The organism is Modestobacter sp. SSW1-42 (genome assembly GCF_046635825.1).
Classification (GTDB): Bacteria; Actinomycetota; Actinomycetes; order Mycobacteriales; family Geodermatophilaceae; genus Modestobacter.
This window is the reverse complement of the sequence record NZ_JBISCA010000005.1, coordinates 397865-424675: the sequence shown is the minus strand read 5'-3', so window position 1 is coordinate 424675 and position 26811 is coordinate 397865. Positions and strand designations below refer to the sequence as shown.

24 protein-coding genes are annotated in these 26811 nt (G+C 73.4%); 15 read left to right on the top strand and 9 right to left on the bottom strand.

The features are described from left to right. Window positions 1–62 precede the first annotated feature (62 nt). The 8 genes from ACGBYP_RS19200 to ACGBYP_RS19165 all read left to right on the top strand — a co-directional run bounded on the left by ACGBYP_RS19200 (window position 63) and on the right by ACGBYP_RS19165 (window position 9951). A complete protein-coding gene (locus ACGBYP_RS19200) occupies window positions 63–863 on the top strand; it encodes a TetR/AcrR family transcriptional regulator (protein ID WP_411586725.1) in 801 nt (266 codons plus the stop codon). A 290-nt stretch (window positions 864–1153) separates the two neighbouring features. After that, a complete protein-coding gene (locus ACGBYP_RS19195) occupies window positions 1154–2404 on the top strand; it encodes a DUF4032 domain-containing protein (RefSeq protein WP_411586723.1) in 1251 nt (416 codons plus the stop codon). Between the two features lie 215 nt (window positions 2405–2619). Further along, window positions 2620–3870 carry an extracellular solute-binding protein gene (locus ACGBYP_RS19190; protein ID WP_411586721.1) on the top strand — a complete coding sequence of 417 codons (1251 nt, stop codon included), beginning with the start codon at window positions 2620–2622 and terminating at the stop codon, window positions 3868–3870. A gap of 73 nt (window positions 3871–3943) precedes the next feature. After that, the gene (locus ACGBYP_RS19185; RefSeq protein WP_411586719.1) at window positions 3944–4906 is read left to right on the top strand and encodes a carbohydrate ABC transporter permease; all 963 of its coding nucleotides are present in this window, start codon (window positions 3944–3946) and stop codon (window positions 4904–4906) included. Then, entirely contained in the window at window positions 4906–5739 is an 834-nt protein-coding gene (locus ACGBYP_RS19180) for a carbohydrate ABC transporter permease (protein ID WP_411586717.1), read from the top strand. Before ACGBYP_RS19185 ends, ACGBYP_RS19180 begins: the two co-directional genes overlap by 1 nt. A gap of 61 nt (window positions 5740–5800) precedes the next feature. After that, window positions 5801–7108: an ABC transporter ATP-binding protein gene (locus tag ACGBYP_RS19175; protein ID WP_411586715.1), complete on the top strand. Its 1308-nt coding sequence runs from the start codon at window positions 5801–5803 to the stop codon at window positions 7106–7108. A gap of 121 nt (window positions 7109–7229) precedes the next feature. Next, a complete protein-coding gene (gene pgi, locus ACGBYP_RS19170; RefSeq protein ID WP_411586714.1) occupies window positions 7230–8858 on the top strand; it encodes a glucose-6-phosphate isomerase in 1629 nt (542 codons plus the stop codon). A gap of 256 nt (window positions 8859–9114) precedes the next feature. After that, window positions 9115–9951, top strand: coding sequence for a PspA/IM30 family protein (locus ACGBYP_RS19165; protein WP_411586713.1), 837 nt, complete (start codon window positions 9115–9117; stop codon window positions 9949–9951). 67 nt (window positions 9952–10018) lie between these two features. On the opposite strand, the gene ACGBYP_RS19160 is transcribed toward ACGBYP_RS19165, so the two are convergent. Both ACGBYP_RS19160 and ACGBYP_RS19155 read right to left on the bottom strand, forming a co-directional pair. Further along, the gene (locus ACGBYP_RS19160; RefSeq protein ID WP_411586711.1) at window positions 10019–10870 is read right to left on the bottom strand and encodes a DNA-formamidopyrimidine glycosylase family protein; all 852 of its coding nucleotides are present in this window, start codon (window positions 10868–10870) and stop codon (window positions 10019–10021) included. A gap of 34 nt (window positions 10871–10904) precedes the next feature. Then, window positions 10905–11753: a DNA-formamidopyrimidine glycosylase family protein gene (locus ACGBYP_RS19155; protein ID WP_411586710.1), complete on the bottom strand. Its 849-nt coding sequence runs from the start codon at window positions 11751–11753 to the stop codon at window positions 10905–10907. 434 nt (window positions 11754–12187) lie between these two features. Between ACGBYP_RS19155 and ACGBYP_RS19150 the strand changes: the two genes are divergently transcribed. After that, window positions 12188–12394: a hypothetical protein gene (locus tag ACGBYP_RS19150; protein WP_411586708.1), complete on the top strand. Its 207-nt coding sequence runs from the start codon at window positions 12188–12190 to the stop codon at window positions 12392–12394. 81 nt (window positions 12395–12475) lie between these two features. Beyond that, the gene (locus ACGBYP_RS19145; RefSeq protein WP_411586706.1) at window positions 12476–13084 is read left to right on the top strand and encodes an antibiotic biosynthesis monooxygenase; all 609 of its coding nucleotides are present in this window, start codon (window positions 12476–12478) and stop codon (window positions 13082–13084) included. 90 nt (window positions 13085–13174) lie between these two features. Here ACGBYP_RS19145 and ACGBYP_RS19140 read toward each other — a convergent pair whose 3' ends face one another. Further along, window positions 13175–17797, bottom strand: a complete 4623-nt coding sequence (locus tag ACGBYP_RS19140; protein ID WP_411586761.1) for an ATP-dependent helicase — start codon at window positions 17795–17797, stop codon at window positions 13175–13177. A gap of 166 nt (window positions 17798–17963) precedes the next feature. Between ACGBYP_RS19140 and ACGBYP_RS19135 the strand changes: the two genes are divergently transcribed. Both ACGBYP_RS19135 and ACGBYP_RS19130 read left to right on the top strand, forming a co-directional pair. Continuing rightward, on the top strand, window positions 17964–18191 hold the full coding sequence (locus ACGBYP_RS19135; protein WP_411586705.1) for a KTSC domain-containing protein: 228 nt from the start codon (window positions 17964–17966) through the stop codon (window positions 18189–18191). Between the two features lie 160 nt (window positions 18192–18351). Continuing rightward, window positions 18352–18546, top strand: coding sequence for a DUF3046 domain-containing protein (locus ACGBYP_RS19130; protein WP_411586703.1), 195 nt, complete (start codon window positions 18352–18354; stop codon window positions 18544–18546). Window positions 18547–18570: 24 nt separating this feature from the next. On the opposite strand, the gene ACGBYP_RS19125 is transcribed toward ACGBYP_RS19130, so the two are convergent. After that, window positions 18571–19428, bottom strand: coding sequence for an NmrA family NAD(P)-binding protein (locus ACGBYP_RS19125; protein ID WP_411586702.1), 858 nt, complete (start codon window positions 19426–19428; stop codon window positions 18571–18573). 92 nt (window positions 19429–19520) lie between these two features. On the opposite strand from ACGBYP_RS19125, the gene ACGBYP_RS19120 reads away from it, so the two are divergent. The 3 genes from ACGBYP_RS19120 (at window position 19521) to ACGBYP_RS19110 (ending at window position 22155) form a co-directional block, all read left to right on the top strand. After that, entirely contained in the window at window positions 19521–19892 is a 372-nt protein-coding gene (locus tag ACGBYP_RS19120) for a winged helix-turn-helix transcriptional regulator (protein ID WP_411586701.1), read from the top strand. A gap of 183 nt (window positions 19893–20075) precedes the next feature. Beyond that, window positions 20076–21116, top strand: coding sequence for a recombinase RecA (recA, locus tag ACGBYP_RS19115; protein ID WP_411586699.1), 1041 nt, complete (start codon window positions 20076–20078; stop codon window positions 21114–21116). A 7-nt stretch (window positions 21117–21123) separates the two neighbouring features. After that, the gene (locus tag ACGBYP_RS19110) at window positions 21124–22155 is read left to right on the top strand and encodes a regulatory protein RecX (protein WP_411586698.1); all 1032 of its coding nucleotides are present in this window, start codon (window positions 21124–21126) and stop codon (window positions 22153–22155) included. 556 nt (window positions 22156–22711) lie between these two features. On the opposite strand, the gene ACGBYP_RS19105 is transcribed toward ACGBYP_RS19110, so the two are convergent. The 5 genes from ACGBYP_RS19105 to ACGBYP_RS19085 form a co-directional block, all read right to left on the bottom strand. Beyond that, entirely contained in the window at window positions 22712–23125 is a 414-nt protein-coding gene (locus ACGBYP_RS19105) for a hypothetical protein (RefSeq protein ID WP_411586696.1), read from the bottom strand. A gap of 354 nt (window positions 23126–23479) precedes the next feature. Beyond that, window positions 23480–24475: a dihydroxyacetone kinase subunit DhaK gene (gene dhaK, locus ACGBYP_RS19100; protein WP_411586695.1), complete on the bottom strand. Its 996-nt coding sequence runs from the start codon at window positions 24473–24475 to the stop codon at window positions 23480–23482. Continuing rightward, window positions 24472–25119 carry a dihydroxyacetone kinase subunit DhaL gene (gene dhaL, locus ACGBYP_RS19095; protein ID WP_411586693.1) on the bottom strand — a complete coding sequence of 216 codons (648 nt, stop codon included), beginning with the start codon at window positions 25117–25119 and terminating at the stop codon, window positions 24472–24474. The genes dhaK and dhaL overlap by 4 nt, the downstream gene beginning before the upstream one ends. Continuing rightward, complete coding sequence (locus tag ACGBYP_RS19090) at window positions 25116–25922, bottom strand: HAD-IA family hydrolase (RefSeq protein ID WP_411586692.1); 807 nt, start codon at window positions 25920–25922, stop codon at window positions 25116–25118. Before ACGBYP_RS19090 ends, dhaL begins: the two co-directional genes overlap by 4 nt. Beyond that, window positions 25919–26779 (bottom strand): class II fructose-bisphosphate aldolase, encoded by an 861-nt coding sequence (locus ACGBYP_RS19085; RefSeq protein ID WP_411586691.1) that lies wholly within the window; start codon window positions 26777–26779, stop codon window positions 25919–25921. The genes ACGBYP_RS19090 and ACGBYP_RS19085 overlap by 4 nt, the downstream gene beginning before the upstream one ends. Between the last annotated feature and the right edge of the window lie 32 nt (window positions 26780–26811).

Here is a 26811-nt window from a genome sequence, read left to right as displayed (position 1 = left end):
CACGACCGACGCTCGGTGTCCACCTCCTTGACCCGGTGCGACCGGGAAGGCACAAAGAGTCCATGTCTTCCCCCGGATCCCGCTCCTCGCAGCCGCAGCACCCCTCGCTCCCGGTGCCGGCCGCCGGCGCGCGTGGCGGGGTCACGGTGCTGGAGGCCCACGCCGCGGAGGCGGCCGCCGCCGAGGCCGCGGCCGTCGGCGGACAGCACCTGACCACGCCGGTGCCGGCCGGCGCCGCGTTCATGCAGCCCCCGGCCCCGGGTCACCAGTACACGGCCCCGGTGCCGTCGCTGGCCGTCGCCGTCCCGGCTCCGCGGCCCACCGCGACCGGTCCGCGTCCCGACCCGCGCCGTCCCGCCGCCCGCACCGGCGTGGCCATGAGCCGCACCCGTCGCGGCCTGCTGCAGGGCGCCCGCTCCGCCTTCGCCGAGCGCGGGGTCAAGAAGACGACGATGCAGCACATCGCCGCGGCGGCGAACGTCGCCAAGGCCACGCTGTACAACCACTTCCGCACCAAGGACGACGTCGCGCACGCGCTGATCGCCTTCGAGCTCGACCGCCTCTCGGCGCTGGCCGCGGAGCTGCCGCTGACCGTCGCCGTCCCCGCGCTCGCCGAGGAGGTCGGCGGCCACCCGGTGCTGCGCCGCCTGGCCGAGAACGAGCCGGAGACCCTGGTGCAGATGATGGCGCTGGACGCCGACCGCTGGGGCGACATCGTGGTGACCCTCGGGTCGGCGCTGCGGATCTCCCGCCCCGAGGCCGAACTCGTCTGCCGCTGGCTGCTGGGCCTGGTGCTACAGCCGGGCACGGTGCAGGAGCGGGCCGCGCAGGCCGCCGTCGTCACCGGGCAGCTCGTCGGCTGACGCCGGGAGCATCGAGGGAGCGCCGGCGACCGAGGCGCGGACCGAGGGTGCTCGTCGGCTGACGCCGGGAGCATCGAGGGAGCGCCGGCGACCGAGGCGCGGACCGAGGGTGCTCGTCGGCTGACGCGGTCCCTTGGGACCCGCTCCGGTCGCACGGCGGCCGGGGCGGCCGTCGTCGTCCCGGCGCACGTCACAGCCGGAGCCGCCGCCCGGTGGGACCATCCGTGACAGGGTGGCCGGGCGGCGCCTCCACGCCCCCACCTCCTGACCGACCACCCCGGGAGTGCGCGATGCGGTTCCTGTTCCGACCCCCGGCCACCGAGGCCGCCGGCCTGCTGAGCCTGCCGTGGGACCAGCCACTCGAGGAGTGGGACGAGGACCTGCTGCTGGAGGTCCCGCAGCGGGGCATCTCCCGGCACGTCGTCCGGTTCACCGTCAGCGAGGGCACGGTCTACGCGCTCAAGGAGATCGCCGAGCCGCTGGCGCGGCACGAGTACGCACTGCTGGGGGAGTTCGAGGCCGAGGGGCTGCCGTCGGTGACCGCGCTGGGCATCTGCTTCGACCGGCCCGACGACCAGCAGGCCATCCTGGTCACCCGGTACCTCGAGTACTCGATGTCCTACCGATACCTGTTCTCCGGCCCGCGCGCCGGGGAGCCCGACCGGCTGCTGGACACCCTCGTGCAGCTGCTCGTCCGGCTGCACCTGGCCGGCGTCTACTGGGGTGACTGCTCGCTGTCGAACACCCTGTTCCTCCCGGACGCCGGCACGTACACCGCCTACCTGGTCGACGCCGAGACCGCCGAGCGCTACCCGACCCTGTCGGCGGGCAAGCGGGCCTACGACATCGAGCTGGCCCGCGAGCGGCTCGGGGCCGAGCTGATGGACCTGCAGTTCGGCGACCTGCTGCCGCCCGAGCTCGACCCGGTCGAGATCGCCAACAGCCTGCCCGGCCGCTACGAGGCGCTGTGGGACGAGGTGACCCGCGAGGAGGTCTTCCGGGTCGACGAGCAGGCGGTCCGGGTGGCCGAGCGGCTGCAGCGGATCAACGACCTCGGGTTCGACGTCGGGGAGATCGAGCTGGTCACCTCGTCGGAGGGTGCGCGGCTGCGGGTGGAGACCCGGGTGTCCGAGCCGGGGCAGCACCGGCACGAGCTGTTCCGGCTCACCGGGCTGGAGGTGCAGGAGAAGCAGGCGCAGCGGCTGCTCAACGACCTGCGTTCCTACCGGGCCTACCTCGAGGAGCGCACCGGCGACGCGGTGCCCGAGGCCGAGGCCGCGCAGAGCTGGCTGACCGACGTCTACCAGCCGGTCGTCCGTGCGGTCCCCGAGCACCTGGCCGGTCGCCTGGAGCCGGCCGAGGTGTTCCACGAGGTCCTGGAGCACCGCTGGTTCCTCTCCGAGCAGGCCGGTTTCGACGTCGGCACCTGGGCGGCGGCGCGCTCCTACGTGCAGAACGTCCTGCCCCGGACGCCGGCGGTGCTCACCACCCCGTCGGTCATCGCCGCTCACCGCGTGGTCCCCGCCCACCAGCCGGCCTGAGCCCGCCGCCCGACGCCGCCGTCCGGTTGACACGAGGTGTGGCCCGGGCCACGCTCCGAGTCCACGGGGACAACGGGGTCTCCGTGGCCCTACGGAGGCGGTGCACCGTGCCGGACGCGTTGACAGGTCGGGACGACGCAGGGCGGAGTGGGCGAGCGGGCCCGTTCCGCCGGCGGAGGTGGCGGCGGGCCCTGGCAGGGGCGGCCGCGGCCGGGGTGCTCGGCTCCACGCTGGCGGCCTGCGGCGGTGGGTCCGGCGGCACCCCGACGCTGACCTGGTACATCAACCCCGACGCCGGTGGGCAGGCCGAGATCGCCGCCCGCTGCACCGAGGCGGCCGCCGGGCGTTACACCATCGAGACCGCGACCCTGCCGCGCGAGGCCTCCGGGCAGCGCGAGCAGCTGGTCCGGCGGCTGGCCGCCAACGACTCCTCGATCGACATCATGAGCCTGGACCCGATCTTCGTGCCGGAGTTCGCCCAGGCCGGCTTCCTCGCCCCGGTGCCCCCCGAGCTCGCCGGCCGCGTGACCGAGGACGTCGTCCCGGCCGCGGTGGAGACCTCCACGTGGGAGGACCAGCTGGTCGCCGTCCCGTTCTGGTCGAACACCCAGCTGCTCTGGTACCGCAAGTCCGTCGCCGAGGCCGCCGGGCTGGACATGACCCAGCCGGTCACCTGGGACCAGGTGGTGTCCGCGGCCCAGGAGCAGGACAAGCTGATCGGCGTCCAGGGGATCCGGGCCGAGGCGCTGACCGTGTGGTTCAACGCCCTCATCGAGTCCGCCGGCGGGTCGATCATCGCCGAGAACTCCACCGACCCCGAGCAGGTCACCCTGGGCCTGGAGTCCGACGCCGGGCGGCGGGCGACCGAGCTGATGCGCGACATCTCCAACAGCGGGCAGACCGGGCCGGCGCTGTCGACGGCGAACGAGGACACCACCGCCACCGGCTTCGAGTCCGCCGACGGCGGCTTCATGGTCAACTACTCGTTCGTCTACGCCCGGGCCCTCGGCAAGGTCGAGGACGGGACGATGGACCAGGCCACGGTCGACGACTACGGCTGGACGTTGTACCCGCGGGTCGACGAGGGCACCGAGAGCGCGCCGCCCTACGGCGGGATCAACCTCGGCGTCGGTGCACTGAGCGAGCACCCCGACCTGGCCTACGACGCGACCGAGTGCATCACCTCGACGGAGAACCAGGCCTTCTACTTCGTCAACGACGGCAACGCGGCCTCGGACACCACCGTCTACGACGACCCGGAGGTGCTCGAGGCCTTCCCGATGGCCGAGACCATCCGGGCCTCACTGGAGCAGGCCGCGCCGCGGCCGCTCACCGCCTACTACAGCGAGGTCACCGGCGGGCTGCAGCGCAGGTACCACCCGACCGGGTCGGTCGACCCGGAGACGACGCCGCGCGAGGCCACCGAGTTCATCACCGCGGTGCTGCGGAAGGAGCAGTTGCTGTGAGCGAGCGTGCGAGCGAACCGATGAGCGCGGCACCCGGAGGAACGATGCCGACGAGCACCAGCGAGGAGGCATCGTGACCCAGACGACCCTGCCGCCGGTGGAGAAGACCCAGCCGGTCTCCGCCCCGGGGCACACGACCAGCGACCGCTCACGCAGCGAGCGCAAGCTCGGCTGGCTGCTGGCCGGCCCGGCACTGGCGGTGATGCTGCTGGTCACCGCCTACCCGATCCTGCAGGCGGTCTACGACTCGCTGTTCGACTACCGGCTCACCGACCCGGACAACCGCTCGTTCACCGGGCTGAGCAACTACGTCGTCATCCTCACCGACTCCACGTGGTGGATCGCGATGGCGGTGACGGTGCTCATCACGCTGGTCACCGTCGCCATCGAGCTGGTGCTCGGGTTCGCGCTGGCCTTCGTGATGGCCAAGGCGCTGAAGGCGATCCGGCCGGTGCTGCGCGCGGCGATCCTCATCCCGTACGCGGTCATCACCGTCGTGTCGGCGTTCGCCTGGCGGTTCGCCTTCGCCATCGACACCGGGTTCGTCAACAGCTGGTTCGGCTGGCTGCCCGGCATCGGCACCGACACGGACTGGTTCGGCGGGCAGGGCTCGGCGCTGCTGGTCGTGTGCCTGGCCGAGATCTGGAAGACCACGCCGTTCATCTCGCTGCTCCTGCTCGCCGGGCTGGCCCAGGTGCCCGAGGTGCTGCAGGAGGCGGCCAAGGTCGACGGCGCCACCTGGTGGCAACGGCTGCGCAAGGTGACGCTGCCGAACATGAAGGCCGCCATCATGGTCGCGCTGCTGTTCCGCACGCTGGACGCGTTCCGCGTCTTCGACTCGATCTTCGTGATGACGGCGGGGGCCAACAACACCGAGTCGGTGTCGTTCCTGGCCTACCGGCAGACCATCTCCCGGCTGGAGATCGGGCTGGGGTCGGCGGTCTCGGTCCTGCTGTTCCTGGTGGTCGTCGGCATCGCGGCGCTGTTCATCAAGGGCTTCAAGGTCGACCTGGCGCAGGCTCGGGGTGAGCGCTGATGTCGACCAAGGAGAAGGGCTGGTGGATCGTCGCCGGCGTCGCGATCGTCATCTACGCGCTGTTCCCGGTGGCCTGGATCGTGTCGCTGTCGTTCAAGGCGCCCGGTGACCTGGCCAACGGCCAGTTCCTCCCCACCACGCCGACGGACGAGAACTACTCGACGATCTTCACCGGAGCCGGGGCCGACCTGTTCCTGCCGGCGCTGCGCAACTCGTTCGGGATCTGCCTGATCGCGACGTTCATCTCCTGCGTGCTGGCGATGTTCGCCGCCTACGCGATCGCCCGGCTGGACTTCCCCGGCAAGAAGCTGATCCTCGGCACCGCGCTGGGGGTGGCCATCTTCCCGGTGATCTCAATCGTCACGCCGCTGTTCAACCTGTGGCGCAACATCGGCCTCTACGACACCTGGCCCGGGCTGATCATCCCGTACCTGTCGCTGACCCTGCCGATCTCGATCTGGACCATGTCGGCGTTCTTCCGCGAGATCCCCTGGGAGATGGAGCAGGCCGCCCAGGTCGACGGGGCGACGACCTGGCAGGCGTTCCGCAAGGTGATCGTGCCGCTGGCCGCACCCGGGGTCTTCACCACGGCGATCATCGCGTTCTTCATCGCCTGGAACGACTTCGTCTACGGCATCTCGCTGACCTCGACCAGCACCGCCCGACCGGTGCCGGCCGCCCTGGGTCTGTTCTCCGGGGCCTCGCAGTTCGAGGACCCCACCGGCGCCATCGCCGCGGCAGCGGTCATCGTGACCATCCCCGTCGTGGCCCTCGTGCTCATCTTCCAGCGGCGCATCGTCGCCGGCCTCACCAACGGCGCCGTCAAGGGCTGAGCACCCCCCACCCGCTCCGCCGGCACCGCCGCCGTCCCGAACGACAGGAAGGACCAGTTCCATGGCCGCCATCGAGATGAAGCACATCGTCAAGCAGTACGGCGACGGGTTCCCCGCGGTCAACGACGTCAGCCTGGACGTCGCCGACGGGGAGTTCATGATCCTGGTCGGGCCCTCCGGCTGCGGGAAGTCGACGCTGCTGCGGATGATCGTCGGGCTGGAGGACATCACCAGCGGCGACATGGTCATCGGGGGCACCCGGGTCAACGACAAGGCACCGCGGGAGCGGAACCTGTCGATGGTCTTCCAGAACTACGCGCTCTACCCGCACCTGACGGTGTTCGAGAACATCGCCTTCCCGCTGCGGCTGGCCAAGATGGACGACGCCGAGGTGCGCCGGCGGGTCAACGAGGCCGCCGACGTGCTGGAGCTGCACGAGCACCTCGAGCGCAAGCCGGCCAACCTCTCCGGTGGCCAGCGGCAGCGCGTGGCGATGGGGCGGGCGATCGTGCGCCAGGCCGAGGCGTTCCTGTTCGACGAGCCGCTGTCGAACCTGGACGCCAAGCTCCGCGGCCAGATGCGCACCGAGATCTCCCGGCTGCAGCGCCGGCTGGGCATCACCACCGTCTACGTCACCCACGACCAGACCGAGGCGATGACCCTGGGCGACCGGGTCTGCGTGCTGCGCAAGGGCAAGATCCAGCAGGTCGCCTCGCCGCGGGAGCTGTACGAGCAGCCGGTCAACCTCTTCGTGGCCGGGTTCATCGGCTCCCCGCCGATGAACTTCCTGCCCGCCACCGTCGACGGCGCCCGGCTGACGACGCCGTTCGGCACCATCGACCTCGACGAGCGCCGGGCGGCCGCGGTCGCCGGGCACGACCTGCTGCTGGTCGGCATCCGGCCCGAGTACTTCGAGGACGCCTCGCTGGTCGACGAGGCCAAGCGCCCGGTGGGCACGGTCTTCCGCGCGCGGGTCGACGTCACCGAGTGGCTGGGCGACCAGCAGTACGCCTACATCCCCTACGAGGCGCCCGACGCCATCCGGACGCAGCTGCGCGACCTGTCCAAGGAGCTCGACGCCGAGGAGCTGCGCACCCAGGCGATCGTGTCGATCGACTCGACCAGCCGGATCCGGGAGGGCCGGGAGGCCGACTTCTGGCTCGACACCCGCAAGGTGCACGTGTTCGACCCCCACTCGGGCGAGAACCTCACCCGCGACGCCGACGCCGGCGCCGAGCTGACCCGGATGGCGACCGAGGACCGGCTCGAGCAGGTGGGGGAGGCGCGGGAGCGGGCGGCCGGCGGCCAGGCCGGTGGTGGCCGGGGCGGCGGCGCCCGGACCGGCGCCCACTCGGTCGGGGCGGCCTGACCGGCCGCGGTACCCCTGTGCGGGTGCCCCGGCGCGGCGGGGATGATCGCGCCGGGGTTTGTCGCGTGTCCCGGCTGCGCACTCCCCGACAGACCCTGGCCGGACCGTTGGAGGCACCCGCATGGACATCACCGCGACCGACGAGTGGGCGGCTCTCGCCGACCACCACCGCGAGGTGGCGCCCCGCACGCTGCGCGAGCTGTTCGCCGAGGACGCCGAGCGCGGCACCCGGCTGACCGGCACCGCCGGCGACCTGTACGTCGACTGGTCCAAGCACCGGGTCACCGACGAGACGGTGCGGCTGCTGGTCGCCCTGGCGGAGAAGGCCGGCCTGCCCGCGAAGATCGAGGCGATGTTCACCGGTGAGCACATCAACGTCACCGAGGACCGGGCCGTGCTGCACACCGCGCTGCGGGCGCCGGCGTCGGCGCCGCTGACCGTCGACGGGCAGGACGTCACCGCCGACGTGCACGCGGTGCTCGAGAAGATGGGCGACTTCGCCGACCGGGTGCGGTCCGGTGAGTGGCGTGGCGCGACCGGCGAGCGGATCACCGCCGTGGTCAACATCGGCATCGGTGGCTCGGACCTGGGCCCGGCGATGGCCTACCTCGCGCTGGCCGACTACAGCGACCGCGGCCTCACCGCCCGCTTCGTGTCCAACATCGACCCCACCGACTTCGCGGAGAAGACCCGCGACCTCGACCCGGCGTCGACGCTGTTCGTGGTCTGCTCCAAGACCTTCACCACGCTGGAGACGCTGACCAACGCCACCGTCGCCCGGGACTGGCTGCTCGCCGGTGTCGGCGAGGTGGAGGGCGCGGTCGCCAAGCACTTCGTCGCGGTGAGCACCAACGCCGACGCCGTCGCCGAGTTCGGCATCGACACCGACAACATGTTCGGCTTCTGGGACTGGGTCGGCGGGCGGTACTCCTTCACCTCCGCCGTCGGCCTGTCGCTGATGGTCGCCGTCGGCCGCGAGCACTTCGGCGAGATGCTGGCCGGCTTCCACGCCGTCGACGAACACTTCCGCCGCACCCCGCTGGCGGAGAACCTGCCGGCGCTGCAGGGGCTGCTCAACGTCTGGTACACCGACTTCTTCGGCGCCCAGACCCACGCGGTCCTGCCCTACAGCCAGTACCTGTCGCGGCTGCCCGCCTACCTGCAGCAGCTGACGATGGAGAGCAACGGCAAGTCCGTGCAGTTCGACGGCGAGCCGGTGACGACGTCGACCGGCGAGGTCTACTGGGGCGAGCCGGGCACCAACGGCCAGCACGCGTTCCACCAGCTGCTGCACCAGGGCACCAGCATCGTCCCGGCCGACTTCATCGGGTTCGGCGAGCCCAACCACGACATCGGCGAGATGCACGACCTGCTGATGGCCAACATGTTCGCGCAGAGCTCCGCGCTGGCCTTCGGCAAGACCACCGAGGAGGTCGCCGCCGACGGCACCCCCGCCGACGTCGTCCCGCACAAGGTCATGCCGGGCAACCGGCCCTCGACCACGATCCTGGCGCCGAAGCTCACGCCGGCCACGCTGGGTCAGCTGATCGCCTTCTACGAGCACACCGTCTTCGTCGAGGGCGTCATCTGGCAGATCGACTCCTTCGACCAGTGGGGCGTGGAGCTGGGCAAGGTCATGGCCCGGGAGCTCGCGCCGGCCCTGACCAGCGAGACGGCGCCGCAGATCGACTCCGATCCCTCCACCGTCGCGCTCGTGCAGCACTACCGCCGCCTCCGCGGCCGCCCCTGACGCCGGCGCCCGCCGCCGCCCGGGCGCCCCGTACGTGGATCAGGTGACCTGATCGACGTCTGTCCCCCTGCACCAGCGTTGGTGCGGGGGGACAGCTGTAGGTGCAGGGGGACGCCCATCGGTGCAGGAGGACGTCGTGCCGCCGCGTCAGCGGTGGCTGGCCGGGTACCGGTCCTGAGACGATGATCAGCGACAGCGTTGCCCGGCTCGCGCCGTCCGCCACCCGGTGGACCGCCGCCCGGGATCAGGAGGAGCCATGCCGAACCCGTTCGTGAAGCTGTGGAAGTACCTCACGGCCTCGGCCAACGACCAGATCGACCAGCGCGCCGACCCGAAGATCCAGATCCAGCAGGCGATCGAGGCCGAGCAGCAGCGGCACCAGGCCCTGGCCAACCAGGCCGCGGCGGTGCTGGGCAACCAGCGCCAGCTGGAGATGCGGCTCAACCGGCAGCTCGGTGAGGTCGAGAAGCTCCAGTCCTCGGCCCGGCAGGCGCTGAACCTGGCCGACCAGACCCGGGCCGCCGGCGACGCGAACAAGGCCGCCGAGTACGAGCAGGCCGCCCAGGCGTTCGCCACCCAGCTGGTCAGCGCCGAGCAGGCCGTCGAGGACCTCAAGCGCAGCCACGACGAGGCGCTCGCCGCGGCCGAGCAGGCCAAGGGCGCGGTCGAGACCAGCCGGATGCGGCTGCAGTCGACGCTCGCCGAGCGCACCAAGCTCATGAGCCAGCTGGAGCAGGCCAAGATGCAGGAGCAGGTCTCGGCCTCGCTGCGCTCGGTCAACGAGCTGTCCGCGCCGGGCAACACGCCCTCGCTCAGCGACGTCCGCGACAAGATCGAGGCCCGGTACGCCAACGCGCTCGGCCAGGCCGAGTTGGCGCAGGACTCGGTCGAGGGCCGCATGCTCGAGGTGCAGAAGGCGACCATCGACGTCGCCGGTGCGTCCCGGCTCGCCGAGATCCGCGCCTCGATGGGCGGCGGCACGCAGGCCATCGGCGGCAACCGGGCCGCCGGGGCCATCGAGTCCGGCAACGGTCCGGTCAGCGGGACCGCGCTGGGCGCGGACCAGTCGGCCGAGCGGCCGAACCCGGCCTGATCCCCGGCACGGTGCTGACCTGAGCCCCGCCGTCCGGCTGGACGGCGGGGCTCCGTCGTGCCGTGGGTCAGGTGGCGGCGATGGACGCCGGGTGGCCGGGCTCGCCGGTGCGGGCCAGCGGGTCGATCGGGCTGCGCGCGGCCTGGCAGTTCGGGCACCAGTAGGTGACCCGCTCCTGGGTGTCCGGCCCCTGGTCGCCGAGCAGGATCGTCGTGCGGCAGCGGCGGCACGGGCGGCCCTTGCGGCCGAACACCCAGTGGTCCTCCCCGCGGCGGGTCGAGCCGGTCGTGCTCTGCTCGGGGTGGTCGCGGTTGGCCTGCATCAGCGTGCGGGCACGGGTGACCAGGCCGGGCAGGTCGGGGACGTCGGCGACCCGGGTCCACGGGTGGGTGCGGGTCATGAACAGCGTCTCGACCTTGTAGAGGTTGCCGATGCCGGCCAGGTTCCGCTGGTCCAGGATCGCGACGCCGATCTGCTCGTCGGGGTGCGACCGCAGCCGGCGCAGCGCCTCGTCGAGGTCCCAGTCCGGGCCCAGCACGTCAGGGCCGAGGTGGCCCACCAGCTCGCCCTCGGCGCTGGTCGGCACGATCCGCATGTCATGCAGCCGGTACCCGACGCAGTCCCACTGGTCGGTCGAGAGCACCGCCCGGATGCTGTGCGCGGGCCCGCCCTTCCACGAGCTGCCCTTGCGGTAGATGTGCCAGCTGCCGTCCATCCGGTAGTGCGTGCGCAGCGTGCGGCCGTCGGCGAAACGGGTCAGCATGTGCTTGCCGCGCGGCACCACCTCGGTGACCGTGGCACCGGCCAGGTCGACCGTGGCCAGCTGGGGGACGCGCAGTTCGCCCGTGGTGAGGGTGGCGCCGGCCAGCGCGGTGTTCATCCGCTTGGCGGCCAACCAGACGGTGTCTCCTTCGGGCATCTCCCCATGATCCCCGGCGGTGGCCGGTCGTGCCTCAGTACGAGGCGCGACGTGGCTCGGTGCCGGGCAGGCCGGTGCGGGCCCGCGGGTCGGCCGGCACCGGGGTGGCCTGGCAGGTCGGGCACCACCAGGTGACCCGCTCCTGCAGGTCCGGGCCCTGGTCACCGAGCGCGATCGCCGTGCCGCAGCGGCGGCACGGGCGGCCCTTGCGGCCGGCGACCCAGTGGTCCTGCCCGCGGCGCAGGATGCCGGTGGTGCTCTGCTCGGGGCGGTCGCGGTTGGCCAGCATGAGCATGCGGGCCCGCTCGACCAGCGCCCGCAGGTCCGGGACGTCGGCCACCCGGGCCCACGGGTTCACCCCGGTGAGGAACAGCGACTCGACCTTGTAGAGGTTGCCCGGGCCGGCCAGGTTGCGCTGGTCGAGGACGGCCACCCCGATCTGCTCGTCGGGTCGTGCGCGCAGCCGGCGCAGCACCTCCTCGACGTCCCAGTCCGGGCCCAGGACGTCGGGGCCGAGGTGGCCGACCAGCTCGTCCTCGCGGGACGTCGGGACCAGTGCCATGTCGTGCAGTCGGAAGCCCACGCACTCCCACTGGTCGGTGGTCAGCACGGCGCGCACCTCGAACGCCGGCCCGCGCCAGCGCGTCCCCGGGCGATGGACGTGCCAGCTGCCGTCCATTCGGTAGTGCGTGTGCAGGGTCCGGCCGTCGGCGAGGCGGGTGAGCATGTGCTTGCCGCGGGGCACGACCTCGGTGACGGTCGCGCCGGTCAGGTCGACCGCGGCGAGCCGGGGCACACGCAGCTCGCCGCGGGTGAGGGTGGCGCCGGCCAGTGCGGTGTTCATCCGCTTCGCCGCCAGCCACACGGTGTCTCCCTCGGGCACGCCGTCCATCGTCCCCGGCCCGGGACGCTCGTGCCCGTGCCACCATCGCCGGGTGCTGTTCTCCGGACCGCCGCCCGAGCCCGTCGCGCCGCCGCCGGTCGTGCGCGCTCTCGCCGGTGGCGGGCCGGCCACGGCGGTCTGGCAGAACGAGGCCGGGGGAGTCACCTGGCAGCTGGGGTCCGGGGTGGGGCGCCGGTTCCTCACGTGGGCACCGGCCGGCAGCGGGCTGCCGATCCCGCGCGAGGCCGAGCGGCTGCGCTGGGCGTCGCGCTTCTCGCCCGTGCCCGTCGTGCTGGACGCCGGCAGCGACGCCGACGGCGACTGGCTGCTCACCGCCGGGCTGCCCGGCGACAGCGCCGTCGACGCGCGGTGGAAGGCCGACCCGCTGACCGCGGTGCGGGCGATCGGTACCGGCCTGCGCGCCCAACACGCTGGTGGCCGAGGACGGTGCGTGGGCCGGGCACGTCGACCTCGGTTCCCTGGCGCTGGCCGACCGCTGGGCCGACCTGGCCGTGGCGACCTGGAGCACCCGGTGGAACTACGGCCCGGGCTGGGAGCAGCCGCTGCTCGATGCCTACGGCATCGCCGACGACCCCGCCCGGACGGCGTACCACCGGCTGCTCTGGGACGCCGGCCCCTGACCGCTGCCCCGGGCGGGTGACCGGGCTGTGAACGCGGTGACAGACGGGAAGAGAGCGGACACCGGCAGCGCTCTGCGACCCGTGACCGTGACGATCCGCCTGCGCAGCCTGCCGGTTCGACTGACCGGGAACGCGGTGGCCCGACAGCCCGCCGCCCCCGCGCCCGAGCCGGTGACCGTGACTGTCGCCCGGGTCGTGCGCCCCGAGGAGCACGAGGCGTTCGAGCAGTGGGCGGCCGACGTGCAGGAGCTGGTCGGCCGCTTCCCCGGCGCCCTGGGGTCGTCGCTGCTGCGGCCCGGTCCGGCCAGCGACGAGTACCACCTGGTCTACCGGTTCAGCGACGACGCGTCCCTCGCGGTCTGGGAGCGCTCTCCCGAGCGGCAGGCCGCGTTGGAGCGGGTCAGCCGGCTGGTGGAGCAGGAGCGCACCGCCCGCGCCGTGGGCCTGGAGACGTTCTTCGCGGTGCCGGCCCGCCCGGGTCCGGCCTGGCGCAGCTGGGCGCTCACCGTCGCCGTCGTCCTGGTGCTCACGTCGAGCTTCCAGCTGGTGGCGGTGCCGTTCGTCGGGGGCTGGCCGTGGCCGGCCCGGTTGCTCCTGTCAGCGCTGTACGTGGTGACGGCGCTGCGGCTGCTCATGCCGCGGCTCAGCCGCTGGCTCGGCCCCTGGCTGCAGGGCACGCGCCGCCGCTGACCCCGCCGGTGCTGTCCTGTCAGGGCAGACGAACCCGGCGAGCGCCCACCGGCCCGCGCCTGACCCGCCGCCCGCGTGCTGCGGGACAGGTCAGCGGCGGAGGCGGAGACCCTGCGGGGTGGCGATGAACCCGGCGGCCTGCAGGGCCGCGCTGAGCGCACCGGACTCGTGCACCGAGGCGCCGTCGGCCTTCTGCACGGTGATCCGGCCCAGCGCGCCGGAGGCCACCGCGCTCGACAGCGCCGTGGCGGCCTCCTTGAGCGCGGTCTCCTCCTCGGTCCACGACAGCAGCGTCTTGCCGCCCCGCTCGACGTAGAGCACCAGCTCGCCGTCGACCAGCACCACCAGCGCCCCGGCCTTGCGCCCGGCCCGGTGCCCGCTCTTCCTGGTGGACGCGGTGCCCTCGCCGAGGTCGACGCCCTCCTCGGCGGCCGTGCCGGTGCCGGGCCGCTCGGGCCACGGGAGCGCCGCGCCGTAGACGTTGGCCGGGTCGGTCGCGGCCAGCACGACGGGGCCGGCGGGCACCCGGTCGGGGCTGGCGAAGCTGCGCAGCCGGTCGACCGAGCCCGGGGTGCCGAACTGCGCCGCACCCAGGGTCTCGACGAAGTAGCCGCGGCGGGCTCGGCCGTTCTCCTCGAAGGCCCGCAGTACCGGGTACACCGCGGAGAACCCGCCGGTCACCTGCTCGGCCTGCACCGCACCCCGGGTCAGCACGCCGTGTCGCTCCAGCAGCGCCTCGGCGCGGGCGGTGGTGCGCTTGGTCGTGTTGGTCTCCAGCTCGGGCAGCCGCGACCAGCGCCCGGCCATCGACGGCGGACCGGTGCGGCTGGGCATCGCCGGACGGCCCAGCCGGGTGCGCCCGTACCGGCTGCGGTCGAGCCGGGCCCGCGGCGCGGCCGGCGTCTTCTTGTGCGTCCCGCCGCCGGACAGCCGGGTGCGCAGCGGGGCGAGGGTGTCGTTGGTGAGCGCCCCGGCCCACACCAGGTCCCAGATCTCCTCGGCCAGGGCCGGGTCGTCGGTGGCGCCCACCCGGTCGGACAGTGTGCGGAAGAACATCGCCTGCCCGCCGGCGAGCTCGTCGAGCACCAGCTGGCCGACCCCGCCCTCCAGCACGGCGCCGGCCGGCGGCTCGGGCAGCAGCAGCGGTGCCAGGTCGGCCGGCACGAGGGTGACCCAGCCGTCGCCACCGGACAGCCCGCCGGCCCCGGCCCACAGCACCTCGCCGGCGCTGGTCAGCTCGTCGAGCATCGCGGGGGAGTAGCCCTGCACCCGGGAGGGCAGCACGAGCGTCTCCAGCGCCGACGCCGGCACCAGCGCGCCGGCCAGCTGCTCGACGACCGCCAGCACGCCGTCGACCCCGCGCATGCGCCCGCCGACGGACTGCCAGCTCGGCGTGAACCGGGCCAGCGTGTCGGTCGGGACCGGCTCGACCTCCTGGCGGAGCTTGGCCAGCGACCGCCGGCGCACCGAGCGCAGCACCTCGGCGTCGCACCACTCCTGGCCGATGCCGCCGGGCCGGAACTCGCCGGTGACCAGGCGGCCGGTACCGACCAGCCGCTGCACGGTGGCGGTGACCACGGCGACGCCGAGCCCCAGCCGGGCCGCGACCTCAGGCGGGGCGAACGGGCCGTGCGTGCGGGCGTAGCGGCCGATGAGGTCACCGAGCGGGTCGGCGACCGGCTCGGTGAACGCCTCGGGCACCCCCACGGGCAGCGCGGTGCCGAGCGCGTCGCGGAGCCGGCCGGCGTCCTCGATGGCGACGTACCGCTCCTCTCCGGCGATCCGCACGACGAGCGCGCGCCGCGAGACGACCAGTTCCTGCAGCCACGCCTCGGGCACCCCGCGGGCAGCGGCCTCGGCGACGGTCAGGTCGCCCACGCCGCGCAGCAGGTCGCTGGCGCCGTCGACGTCGCGCGGGTGCCGCTGCTCGGGCAGCCGCTGCAGCTCGGCCTCGATCTCGGCCATCGCGCCGCCGTCGAGCAGCTCGCGCAGCTCGGAGCGGCCCAGCAGCTCGGCCAGCAGGCCGGTGTCCAGGGCCAGGGCCTGCGCGCGGCGCTCGGCGAGCGGGGCGTCGCCCTCGTAGATGAACTGGCCGACGTAGCCGAACAGCAGCGACTGGGCGAACGGCGAGGCCGTCTGGGTCTGCACGTCGACCAGCCGCACCCGGCGGGCGCGCACGTCGCTCATCAGCTCGACCAGGCCGGGCACGTCGTAGACGTCCTGCAGCACCTCCCGGACCGCCTCGAGGGTGATCGGGAAGGAGGAGAACTCGCTGGCCACCGACAGCAACTGGGCCGCCCGCTGGCGCTGCTGCCACAGCGGGGTGCGGCGGCGCGGGTCGCGGCGGGGGAGCAGCAGCGCGCGGGCCGCGCACTCGCGGAACCGGCTGGCGAACAGCGCGGAGTTGCCGACCTCGGCGGTGACCTCACGCTCGACGTCGTCCGGGTCGAGCAGCGCGAGGTCGGCCTCCGGCGGCTCGCCGGTGGTGTCGGGCAGCCGCAGCACGATGCCGTCGTCGGCGTGCATGGAGGCGACGTCGACGCCGTACCGCTCGCGCAGCCGGGCGGCGAGCACCAGCGCCCACGGGGCGTTGACCTGGGCGCCGAACGGGGAGTGGACGACCAGCCGCCAGTCGCCGAGCTCGTCGCGGAAGCGCTCGACCAGCAGCGTGCGGTCGTCGGGCAGGTGGCCGGTGGCGGCCTTCTGCTCGGTCAGGTAGGCGAAGAGGTTGCTCGCCCCCCACGCGTCGAGCCCGGCGGCGCGGGCGCGTTCCATGCCGGCCTCGGGGGTGGCGGTGCCGACCTCGCGCAGGAAGGCGCCCAGCGCGCGACCCAGCTCCAGCGGGCGGCCCAGGGTGTCGCCGTGCCAGAACGGCATCTTGCCCGGCTGGCCGGGGGCGGGGCTGACCAGCACCCGGTCGTGGGTGATCTCCTCGATGCGCCACGACGACGAGCCGAGCAGGAAGACGTCGCCGACCCGGGACTCGTAGACCATCTCCTCGTCGAGCTCACCGACCCGGCGCCCACCGTTCTCACCGGCGCCGGAGACGAGGAAGACGCCGAACAGCCCGCGGTCGGGGATGGTGCCGCCGCTGGTGACCGCCAGCCGCTGGGCGCCGTTGCGGGCGGTGAGGGTGTCGGTGACCCGGTCCCAGGTCAGCCGCGGGCGCAGCTCGGCGAACGCGTCGGAGGGGTAGCGGCCGGCCAGCATGTCCAGCACCGCGTGCAGCGCGGAGTCCGGCAGCGAGGCGAACGCCGCCGACCGGCGCAGCACCGCCGAGACCTCGTCGACCGTGCGCGGGCGCTCGGAGACGATGGCCACGATCTGCTGGGCCAGCACGTCGAGGGGGTTGCGCAGGTAGCGGGTGGACTCGATGGCCCCGGCCCGCATCCGCTCGGCGACCACGGCGCTCTGCACGAGGTCGCCGCGGAACTTCGGGAAGATGACGCCCTCGCTGACCGCGCCCACCTGGTGGCCGGCGCGGCCCACCCGCTGGAGTCCGGCGGCCACGTTGGGCGGGGACTCGACCTGGACCACCAGGTCGACCGCGCCCATGTCGATGCCCAGCTCCAGCGAGGAGGTGGCGACGACGGCGGGCAGCTGGCCGGACTTCAGCGCCTCCTCGACGATCGCCCGCTGCTCGCGGGAGACCGACCCGTGGTGGGCCGAGGCGACCGGCTTGACGTCGGTCGGGACCCCGGCGCCGACGCCGGTGCCGGCCTGGGCCATCAGCTCGGCCGGGTTGGCGCCGTGCGGCATCGGCTCCCCGGTCGCCCGCTCGTAGGCCAGCTCGTTGAGCCGGCTGGTGAGCCGCTCGGCCAGCCGGCGGGAGTTGGCGAAGACGATGGTGCTGCGGTGGCCCTCGATCAGGTCGAGCACCCGCTCCTCGACCGCCGGCCAGATCGACGTCCGTGGCTGGTTGCCCGCTGCGGAGCCGGACAGCTCGCCGGTCGGCTGGCCCAGCTGCGACATATCCTCGACCGGGACGACGACCGACAGGTCCCACTGCTTGGTCGAGGGCGGGGCGACGACCTGCACCGGGCGGCCACCGGCCAGGAAGGTCGAGACCTCCTCGATGGGGCGGACCGTGGCCGACAGCCCGATCCGCTGCGCGGGTGCGTCCAGCAGCTCGTCGAGCCGGTCGAGGGAGACGGCCAGGTGCGCGCCGCGCTTGCTGCCGCAGACGGCGTGCACCTCGTCGAGGATCACCGTCTCGACCCCGCGCAGCGACTCCCGCGCCTGGCTCGTGAGCAGCAGGAACAGCGACTCCGGCGTGGTGATCAGGATGTCCGGCGGGCGCTTGGCGAACAGCCGGCGCTCGTCGGCCGGGGTGTCGCCGGACCTGATGCCGACGGTGATCTCGGGCCGCTCCAGGCCCAGGCGCGCGGCGGCCTGGCCGATCCCGGTCAACGGCGCCCGCAGGTTGCGCTCGACGTCGACGGCCAGCGCCTTGAGCGGGGAGACGTAGAGGACCCGGCAGCGGCGCAGCGGGTCGTCCGGCGGGGGAGTGGCGGCCAGCCGGTCGAGGGACCAGAGGAAGGCGGCCAGCGTCTTGCCCGAGCCGGTGGGGGCGACGACCAGGGCGTGCTGGCCGCTGCTGATCGCCGTCCAGGCGCCCTCCTGCGCGGAGGTCGGGTGCTCGAACGCGCCGGTGAACCACGCCTGCGTGGGCGCGGAGAAGCGCTCCATCGCGGGGGTCGGGGCGGACGGCATGGTCGACACGCCACCAGTGTCCACGCGGGTGCGACAGTCCGCCCCGGCCAGCAGGGCCGTCACCCGCCCCGAGGAACGCCCACGAGTCGCCGTGTCGACTCGTCGACAAGGGGATGATGATCACCTCGGCGGATTACGCGCGTGTAGTTACAGCGTTGTGATCCACATGGCGATGCAGCGGGCGGGGGTGCAGTCCTCGAGCGTGCGCTGGGTGGGGTACGACCTCGACGAGCACGTGCTGGAGATCGGGTTCGTCAACGGTGGCGTCTACCGCTACCCCGGCGTCCCGCCGGAGGAGGCGCTCGCCCTGCTCGAGGCCGACAGCATCGGCCGCCACCTCAACACCGTGGTCAAGCCGCGGTACGCCGCGCACCCGGCCCGCCGCGCGGGCTGACCGGCTGTGGCTCAGCGCCGCATGTTGCGCACGGTCAGCACGATGCCGACCAGGAGCGCGAGGGCGAAGGCGACCTGCAGGAGGGTGTCCCAGGTGCCCGAGCCGGTCATGCGCCGAGCCTAGGGCGTCACGGCCGGGCGGGCGTGGGTACCGTCGAGGCGTGCGGCTGCAGGAGTTCAGAGCTCGGATGGAGAGCCAGTTCGGGTCGCTGCGCGCGCAGTACGTCGCCAACGACCACGTCTTCGGCACGCTGGGCGGCCGGTCGGCGCTGGAGGCCATCGACGCCGGGGTGCCGGTGCGCACCGTCTGGCTGGAGATCTGCAAGGAGTACGACGTCCCGCCGAAGGACCGCTGAGCCCTCCGGCGGGACGCCGGATGGTCAGGAGCTGAGCACGCCCTGCACGTAGGTCGACAGCGGCGTCGTCGGCCGCTCGATGAGCTCGGACAGGGCGGTGCTGCCGGTGTCCAGCGCGCCCCGGGCGATCGCCTGGTCCAGGCCGACGACGAAGTGCGCCGTCCCCTCGGGCAGGCCGGCGTCCAGCAGCGCCTGGACGTGCTGGTCCGCGGTCAGGTCCGTGTAGGTGACCTCGCGGCCGGCGGCGGTGGCGACCGCGGCGGCCAGGTCGGCGAGCGTGAAGGCGTCGTCGCCACCGAGCTCCAGCACGCCCGTGGCGGGGGAGCCGGCCGTGAGGACGGCGACGGCGGCGGCGGCGTAGTCGGCGCGCGTGGCGGCGGCGATCCGGCCGCTGCCCGAGCTGCCGGTCAGGCTGCCGGTCTGCGCGGCCTGGGCGATCTGCTGGTCGTAGTTCTCCAGGTACCAGTTGTTGCGGAGCACGACCGCCGGGATGCCGAAGTCGGCGATCAGCCGCTCGGTCGCGACGTGCTCCGGGGCGAGCGGCAGCGGGGTGTCGTCCGCCTTGCTCGCGCTGGTGTAGACGAGCAGCCCGACGCCGGCGGCCTTCGCCGCCTGCAGGACGTTGGTGTGCTGGGCGACGCGCTGGCCGACCTCGCTGCCGGAGACGAGCAGCAGCCGATCGGTGCCCTGCAGCGCCGTCTCCAGCGCAGCGGCGTCGCTGTAGTCGGCCTGGCGCACCTGCACGCCGCGCGCGGACAGGTCGGCGACCTTGTCGGGGGTGCGGACGACGGCCACGACCTCGGCGGCCGGCACGCCGGCGTCGAGCAGGCCGGTGACGACGAGCCGGCCGAGGTGGCCGCTGGCTCCGGTGACGCTGATCATGCGCTCTCCTCGCGGGTTTGTACTAACTCCTGGTTAGCGCTTTCGTCGGCACAGTACCCTCGGGGTCGAGGTCCGACGCGACAGGAGTGGTGATGAGCACGTCCGAGCAGGCGGCCGACGTCTTCAGCCGCGCCTGCCCCTCCCGTGAGGTCTTCGAGGACGTGACCGGCAAGTGGGCGGTGCTCGTGCTCTCGGCGCTGCACCAGGGGCCGCACCGCTTCGGCGAGCTGCGCCGCCGGGTCGACGGGGTGAGCGAGAAGATGCTGTCCCAGACACTGCAGGTGCTCGAGCGTGACGGCCTGGTGCACCGCGAGGTCCGCTCGGCCACGCCGCCGCACGTCGAGTACACCCTCACCGACCTGGGGACGGCGCTGGCGCCCCGGCTGCTGGCGCTCATCGGCTTCGTCGAGGACGCCCTGCCGCAGGTGCTCGCCGCCCGCGCCGCGCGGGACGAGCGCGGCTGAACCGACCGCGTCCGGGGTGTCGCGGACGGGTGGCGGCGTGTCGCTGGAGTCGAACACGTGTTCGGTCTACCGTGTCCACAGATTCGGTGTCCGTCCACAGATGCGCTCCGGCTCGCGAAAGTGTCAGACCCCCGCCCTAGCGTCGGCGACGACCCGCTACAGCGACATCCGAAGGTGGCCACCATGGCAACGCTCGACCGCGACAAGGCCCTCGACATGGCCCTCGCTCAGATCGACAAGCAGTTCGGCAAGGGCTCCGTCATGCGCCTCGGCGACTCGCCCGAGGTCGCCATGAAGGTCATCCCGACCGGCTCCATCGCCCTCGACATCGCCCTCGGCGTCGGCGGCCTGCCGCGCGGCCGGGTGATCGAGGTCTACGGTCCCGAGGCCTCCGGCAAGACGACGGTCGCCCTGCACGCGGTGGCCAACGCCCAGGCCGCCGGCGGCATCGTGGCCTTCATCGACGCCGAGCACGCGCTCGACCCCGACTACGCCCGGGCGATCGGCGTCGACACCGACGCCCTGCTGATCAGCCAGCCCGACACCGGTGAGCAGGCGCTGGAGATCGCGGACATGCTGATCCGCTCCGGCGCCCTGGACCTGATCGTCATCGACTCCGTGGCCGCTCTGGTGCCCCGCGCCGAGATCGAGGGCGAGATGGGCGACAGCCACGTCGGTCTGCAGGCCCGGCTGATGAGCCAGGCGCTGCGCAAGATCACCGGTGCGCTGAGCAACTCCGGCACGGCGGCGATCTTCATCAACCAGCTGCGCGAGAAGGTCGGCGTCGTCTACGGCTCGCCGGAGGTCACCACCGGTGGCCGGGCGCTGAAGTTCTACTCGTCCATCCGCCTCGACGTCCGCCGCATCGAGACCCTCAAGCAGGGCACCGACGCGGTCGGCAGCCGGGTCCGGGTCAAGGTCGTCAAGAACAAGGTCGCCGCTCCGTTCAAGCAGGCCGAGCTCGACCTGATCTGGGGCACCGGCTTCAGCCGCGAGGGCGGCCTCATCGACATCGGTGTGGAGCAGGGCTTCGTGCGCAAGTCCGGCGCTTGGTACACCTACGACGGCGACCAGCTCGGCCAGGGCAAGGAGAACGCCCGCAACTTCCTGCGGGACAACCCCGACCTCGCCGACGAGATCGAGAAGAAGATCAAGGAGAAGCTGGGCATCGGCGTCCCCAAGGTGGACGCCGGCGTGGCAGCAGCCGAGCCGGCCGACTTCTGATCCGCTGATGATCGGTCCGCTGTTCGACGGCGCCGCGGGTGCCGACCCCGGCCAGGACGAGCCATCGGTCGACGACGCAGGTCGTCGGTCCGGTCGCCGCTCCGGCCGGGGTGGTGCCCGCGGTGCCGGTGCCGGTGCCGGCGGCTTCGGTGACGGCGGTGGCTCCGGTCGTCGGGGTGAGCGGAGCGGTGGTCGCGGGAAGAGCGGGCGGGCCAGTGGTCTGCAGTGGAGTTCGCGCGCCACGGACGCCGAGGGTGCGCCGGCCGAGCCGGAGGACCTCGAGGCCCAGGCCAAGGGCATCTGCCTGCGCGCGCTGACCGGTACGGCCAAGACGCGCAAGCAGCTGGCCGACCTGCTGGCCAAGAAGGAGATCCCGGCCGACGTCGCCGACGCCGTGCTCGACCGCTTCACCGACGTCGGCCTGATCGACGACGCCGCCTTCGCTGCCGCCTGGGTGTCCAGCCGGCAGTCCGGCCGCGGACTGGCCCGGCGGGCCCTCGCCTCCGAGCTGCGGGCGAAGGGCGTCGACGGGGAGGTCGCCGCGGCGGCCGTCGCCGAGGTCGACCCGCAGGCCGAGTGGGACTCCGCCCGGGCGCTGGTCGCCCGCAAGATGCCGTCGATGCAGCGGCTCGACCGGGTCACCGCCGAGCGGCGGCTGATGGGCATGCTGGCGCGCAAGGGCTACGGCGGCGGCCTCGCCGGCTACGTGGTCCGAGAAGCGCTCGACGACGCCGGCAAGGCCGAGGACGCCGCCGCCGAGGCGGAGCCGTTCGACGACGACGAGCCGAGCTGGTCGCCCGCGGAAGCGCCGGTGTGGACCGCGGCGCGCTCGGCCGCCCGCTCCGCGCTGCGCTCGACAGCACCGGTGAGCAGTTTTGCCCAGTCGTCGAGCACCCAGCCGTCGGGCACCCGGCCGTCGGGCACCCGGCCCGCGAGCACGGAGCCCGCGAGCACCGAGGTGGGCGAGGGGCAGGCCCGTCGCATCGGACGCTCGCGGTCCGTGACCGGTCCCGCCGAGGGGTTCGCCGACCTGTTCTGAACCGGCGGTCGGCCGGCGGTCCTGACCTGACAGCCCTGAGCCGGCGGGTCTGATCGAGCGGTCCTGAGCCGGCGGTGCTGACCGCACGGTCCGGGGCCAGCGGTGCTGACCGCGCGATCCGGGGCCAGCGGTGCTGACCGCGCGTTGGTGCTGCCGGCGACGGGCGGGGCGGCCGGGGGCGACACCGGCGGACACGCGCTGGCCGTCACCTGGGTCGAGCGCGCCGTCGACCGACGGCGCGTGCTGCGGTGCTCCGACGGCGACCTGGTGCGGCTGCCGTCCGCCAGCACCTCGGTCGAGCTGGTCTCCGCCGACACCGGCTCCGTCAGCCGTCGGCTGGGCTCGCACGGCGATCCGGCGAGTCGGCTGGGCGACGGTCGGGAGGCGGCACGAGACAGGACCAGCCGGTGCGACAGGGGTCGCACCGGCTGGTCGTGGTCGCCCGTCGACGCGAGCGACCGGCCGCGATGTCGGCCGGGGGTCCTGGGGGATGCGCGGGCCGCGTCCGCGGACGGCCCTCGCACCCGGGCGGGCGAGGTGCCCGCTCAGCGGCCGGTCAGCGGTCCAGCCAGGCGGTGACGTCGATGGCCACGCCGCCGGCGGCCTCCTCGTCCGGCACCAGCCAGCGACGGCTGCGCTCCTGGCCGGCACCGAGCCACAGCTGGATGGCGGTGTCGAACTGCGACATGGTGAGCTCCTTGGCGCTGGTCGAGGTGCTGACCGGTCCGAGGAACGTCACGTCGGACTCCTGGCCGTTCCCGTACAGCAGCACCACCCGGCACCGCGAGCGACGGTGCCGCGCCGGGGGCACGGCCTCCCGCACGATCGCCTGCTCCGCACCCGCGGCCTTCGCGAAGCCGGTCGCGCTGGCGCGCAGCTTGGTGACGAAGATCTGCGTCGTCGTGGCCAGGTCCTCGTCGTCCTCGAGGTCGTGGTGCATGTGGCGCGGAGCGGTGGCGGTGGAGGTCACACCTCTCATCTCGGCAGCCCGGCGCGTCCGGATCACCGGCGCAATGTGCCAAGTCGGGCTGACGGGTCCGGCAACACCACCGGTCCGGCGAGGCCGGCGCCGGTCGAGGAGCTCGCGGGGAGTGCATCGACCGGCGGGCCCCGAGGCGGGACGTCACCCGGCGCGCGCCCGGCGTCCCGCCGCGGCCACCCGGTGGTCCTCCTCGACCGTGCCCGCGCTGACCCGACGCCGCCGGCGACCGCCCCTCGGGCATCGGTCAGCGCCCCGCGCTCGGCAGGCGGTGGCCTGCGCGGGGGTGGTCAGCCGGGCCCCGGTGTCCTCCTGCCGCTGGTGTCGGGGAGTCCGTGCGGGCGGTCAGAACACGCGGATGCCGACCTCCGCGGGGGCGCCGAGGAGGGCGTCGATCTCCTCGTCGAGCCTGACCAGGGTCAGCGACGCGCCGGCCATGTCCAGCGAGGTGCAGTACTCGTTGACGTAGCTGCGCGTCACCGTGATGCCCCGCTCGGCCAGCTGCTGGTGCGCGCGGCGGAACAGGATGTAGAGCTCGCTGATCGGTGTGCCGCCGAGCCCGTTGATCATCAGCGCCACCTCGTCGCCGGACCGGTACGGCAGGTCGTTGACGACGGCCTCGAGCAGCTCGTCGACGATCGCGTCGGCCGTCGCCATGGGCTTGCGCTCCCGGCCCGGCTCGCCGTGGATGCCCACGCCCATCTCGATCTCGTCCTCACCGAGCTCGAACAGTGGGGACCCCTTGGCCGGCGGGGTGCACGCGGTCAGCGCGACGCCCATGGTCCGGGTGACGTCGTTGACCTTCTTCCCGACCCGGACCACCTCGTCGAGGTCGTCCCCGCGGGCGGCTGCAGCGCCCACCGCCTTGATGACGAAGAAGTTGCCGGCCACGCCGCGCCGTCCGACCGTGTAGGTGGAGTCCTTGACCGCGACGTCGTCGTTGATGGTCAGGATCTCGACCTTCACGCCCTCGGCCTCGGCCATCTCCCTGCCCATGTCGAAGGCCATCCGGTCGCCGGTGTAGTTGTTCACCAGCAGCAGCACGCCCTTCGGCGAGGACAGCAGCTTGGCCGTCTCGTAGACGTAGTTCATCGGCGGCGCGGCGAACACGTCACCGGGGCAGGCGGCGTCGAGCATGCCCTCGCCCACGACCATCACGTGGGCCGGCTCGTGCCCGGAGCCGGAGCCCTGCACGACCGAGACCCGGTCGTCGCTGGGGGAGTCCGCCCGCATGATCAGGTTGTGCTCGGGCACGTACCGCAGGCTGTGCGGGTTGGCCAGCGCCAGCCCCTCCAGCATCTCCGGGACGAAGTGCTGGGGGTCGTTGACGAACTTCTTCATGACGCTCCCTCTCTCTGCCAGGCCTCGTTGACCCGTTCGATGAGCACCGCGAGGCCCATGGCCCCCGCGTCGACCGAACCCCTGCTCCGCTCCCCGGTGTAGGACGCGCGTCCTCGCCGGGCGACCATGTCGACGGTGGCCTCGGCGGCCTCCCGGGCGGTCACCGCCATCGCCGCCAGGGCCTGCGCGGCGTCCGAGCCGGCCGCCACCTCGGCCTCCAGCCGGTCGGTGACCGGGACCAGGACGTCGAGCAGGGTCTTGTCGCCGACGTCGGACTGACCGCGGGCCTTGATGCCCTCGACGGCCGAGCGCAGCATCGCCACGACCTGCTCGCCGGTCAGGGTGTCCGTGGCGCCGGCGGTCATCCCCGCGCGCAGGAACGCCGTCCCCCAGATCGGGCCGGAGGTGCCGCCGATCCGCGCGGTGATCACCATGCCGATCTTCTTCAGGAACGTGCCGATGTCGCTGCGGTCGACGTCGTCCCAACCGGCCAGCACGTTCTCGAAGCCGCGGGCGAGGGAGTAGCCGAAGTCGCCGTCGCCGACGACGGCGTCGAGGTCGCCGAAGTACCGCTCGTTGTCCACGGCCGCCTGGGCGATCGTGCGGACGACGAGGTCGACCTGCTGCTGTGCCGTGCTGCTCACGCCGTTCCTCCCTCGGGACGTCGGCCGGACACCGCGCCCAAGCAGGCCTGGGCGTCGGACAGCAGGACGTGGTGGCCGGGGTGGGCCCGGCCCCGTGCGGCCAGGACCTCGATCGCCGGCCGGTCGGGCTCGCCGAGCTCGGACACCACCAGCACGGCCTCGTCGAAGACCTCGTCGCGGGTGTAGCCGTTGACGGTGACCAGGCAGGGCAGCCCCGCTCCGGTGGCGGCGAGCAGGCCGTTGCGGGAGTCCTCGACCACGAGCGTGTCGTCGCGGGACAGCCCGAGGGTCTCGACCACCAGGTCGTAGATCGCCGGGTCCGGCTTCTTGGCCGGGACGACGTCACCGGCGAACACCGGGATGCCCGTCGCCGTCCCGGCCCCGACGGCCTGCTCCAGGACGGCGCGGACGGACTCCTCGGCCGACGTGGAGGCCACCGCGACGGTCCACCCGGCGTCGAGAGCGGCACCGATCAACCGGGCGACGCCGGGCCGGGCCGGCACCTCGCCGGCGGCGACGAGCGCGCGGAACCGCGCCGTCTTCGTGCGGTGCCAGTCGGCCAGCAGCCGCCGGCGGGCCTCCTCGTCGTCCGGGACGCCCGCGGCGCGCACGAAGTCCGGGTCCGCGAAGAGGCTGGCCATGCGCTCCTTGCCCCCGCCGATGGCCAGCTTCCGCCCGTACTCCTCCTCGCTCCAGCGCACCGGCAGCCCGTGCTCGGCGAAGGTCGCGTTGAACGCGGGGAGGTGGCCGTACCGCTCGGTGTCGGCCAGCACCCCGTCGCAGTCCAGGACCACGGCGCTCACCAGGCGCGCCCCGAGCTGCCGAAGGTGCGCATGTGCTCGGCTGCCATCTCCACCACCGCGGCCCGCTGGTGCGCGAAGTAGGACGGCGGGTCCCACTTCCCCCGGGTCTCGGCCTCGCGGAGGAACGCCAGCCCCGACTGCAGGAACACCTGCTTGAGCGCGGTGGAGATGTTGACCTTGGCGCAGCCGCGGGCGATGAGGTCCTGGAACTGCTCCGCCGACAGCCCGGTGCCGCCGTGCAGCGCCATCGGCACCCCGGTCGCCGCCACGAGGTCGCTGACGCGCTGGTGGTCGAGGACGGGAGCGGCGGTGTACTGGCCGTGCGCGTTGCCGATCGCGGGGGCGAAGCAGTCGACCCCGGTGCGCCGGATGAAGTCGACGGCCACCTCCAGCGACTGCACGACCGGGGCGGCGTCGGAGCCGATGCCGTCCTCCACGCCCTGGATGCCCTCGATCTCGCCCTCGACGTGCGCGCCGCGGGCGTGTGCCTCGGCGACCACCTCGGTGGTCTGCCGCAGGTTCTCCGCGACGTCGAGCTCGTGGGCGTCGAAGAGCACCGAGTTCCACCCGCCGGCCAGGCAGTCGCTGATCACCGCGCGGTCCGGGCAGTGGTCCAGGTGCAGGGTCACCGGCACGTCGACGTCGCGGGTGAGGGTGGCCACGATGTCGTACAGCTGACGGCGGCCGTACGTGCGCACGGTCTTGACCGAGGTCTGCAGGATCACCGGCGACCGCTCCTGGACCGCCGCCGCGAGCACCGCCTCGGTGCTCAGGTCGTTGACCACGTTGAACGCCGGCACGCCGTACCGCTCGGCCAGCGCCCGGTCGAGCAGCTCCTTCATCGGGACGACGGGCACCGGGGCTCCTGTTCTCGGGGCGGTGACTGCTG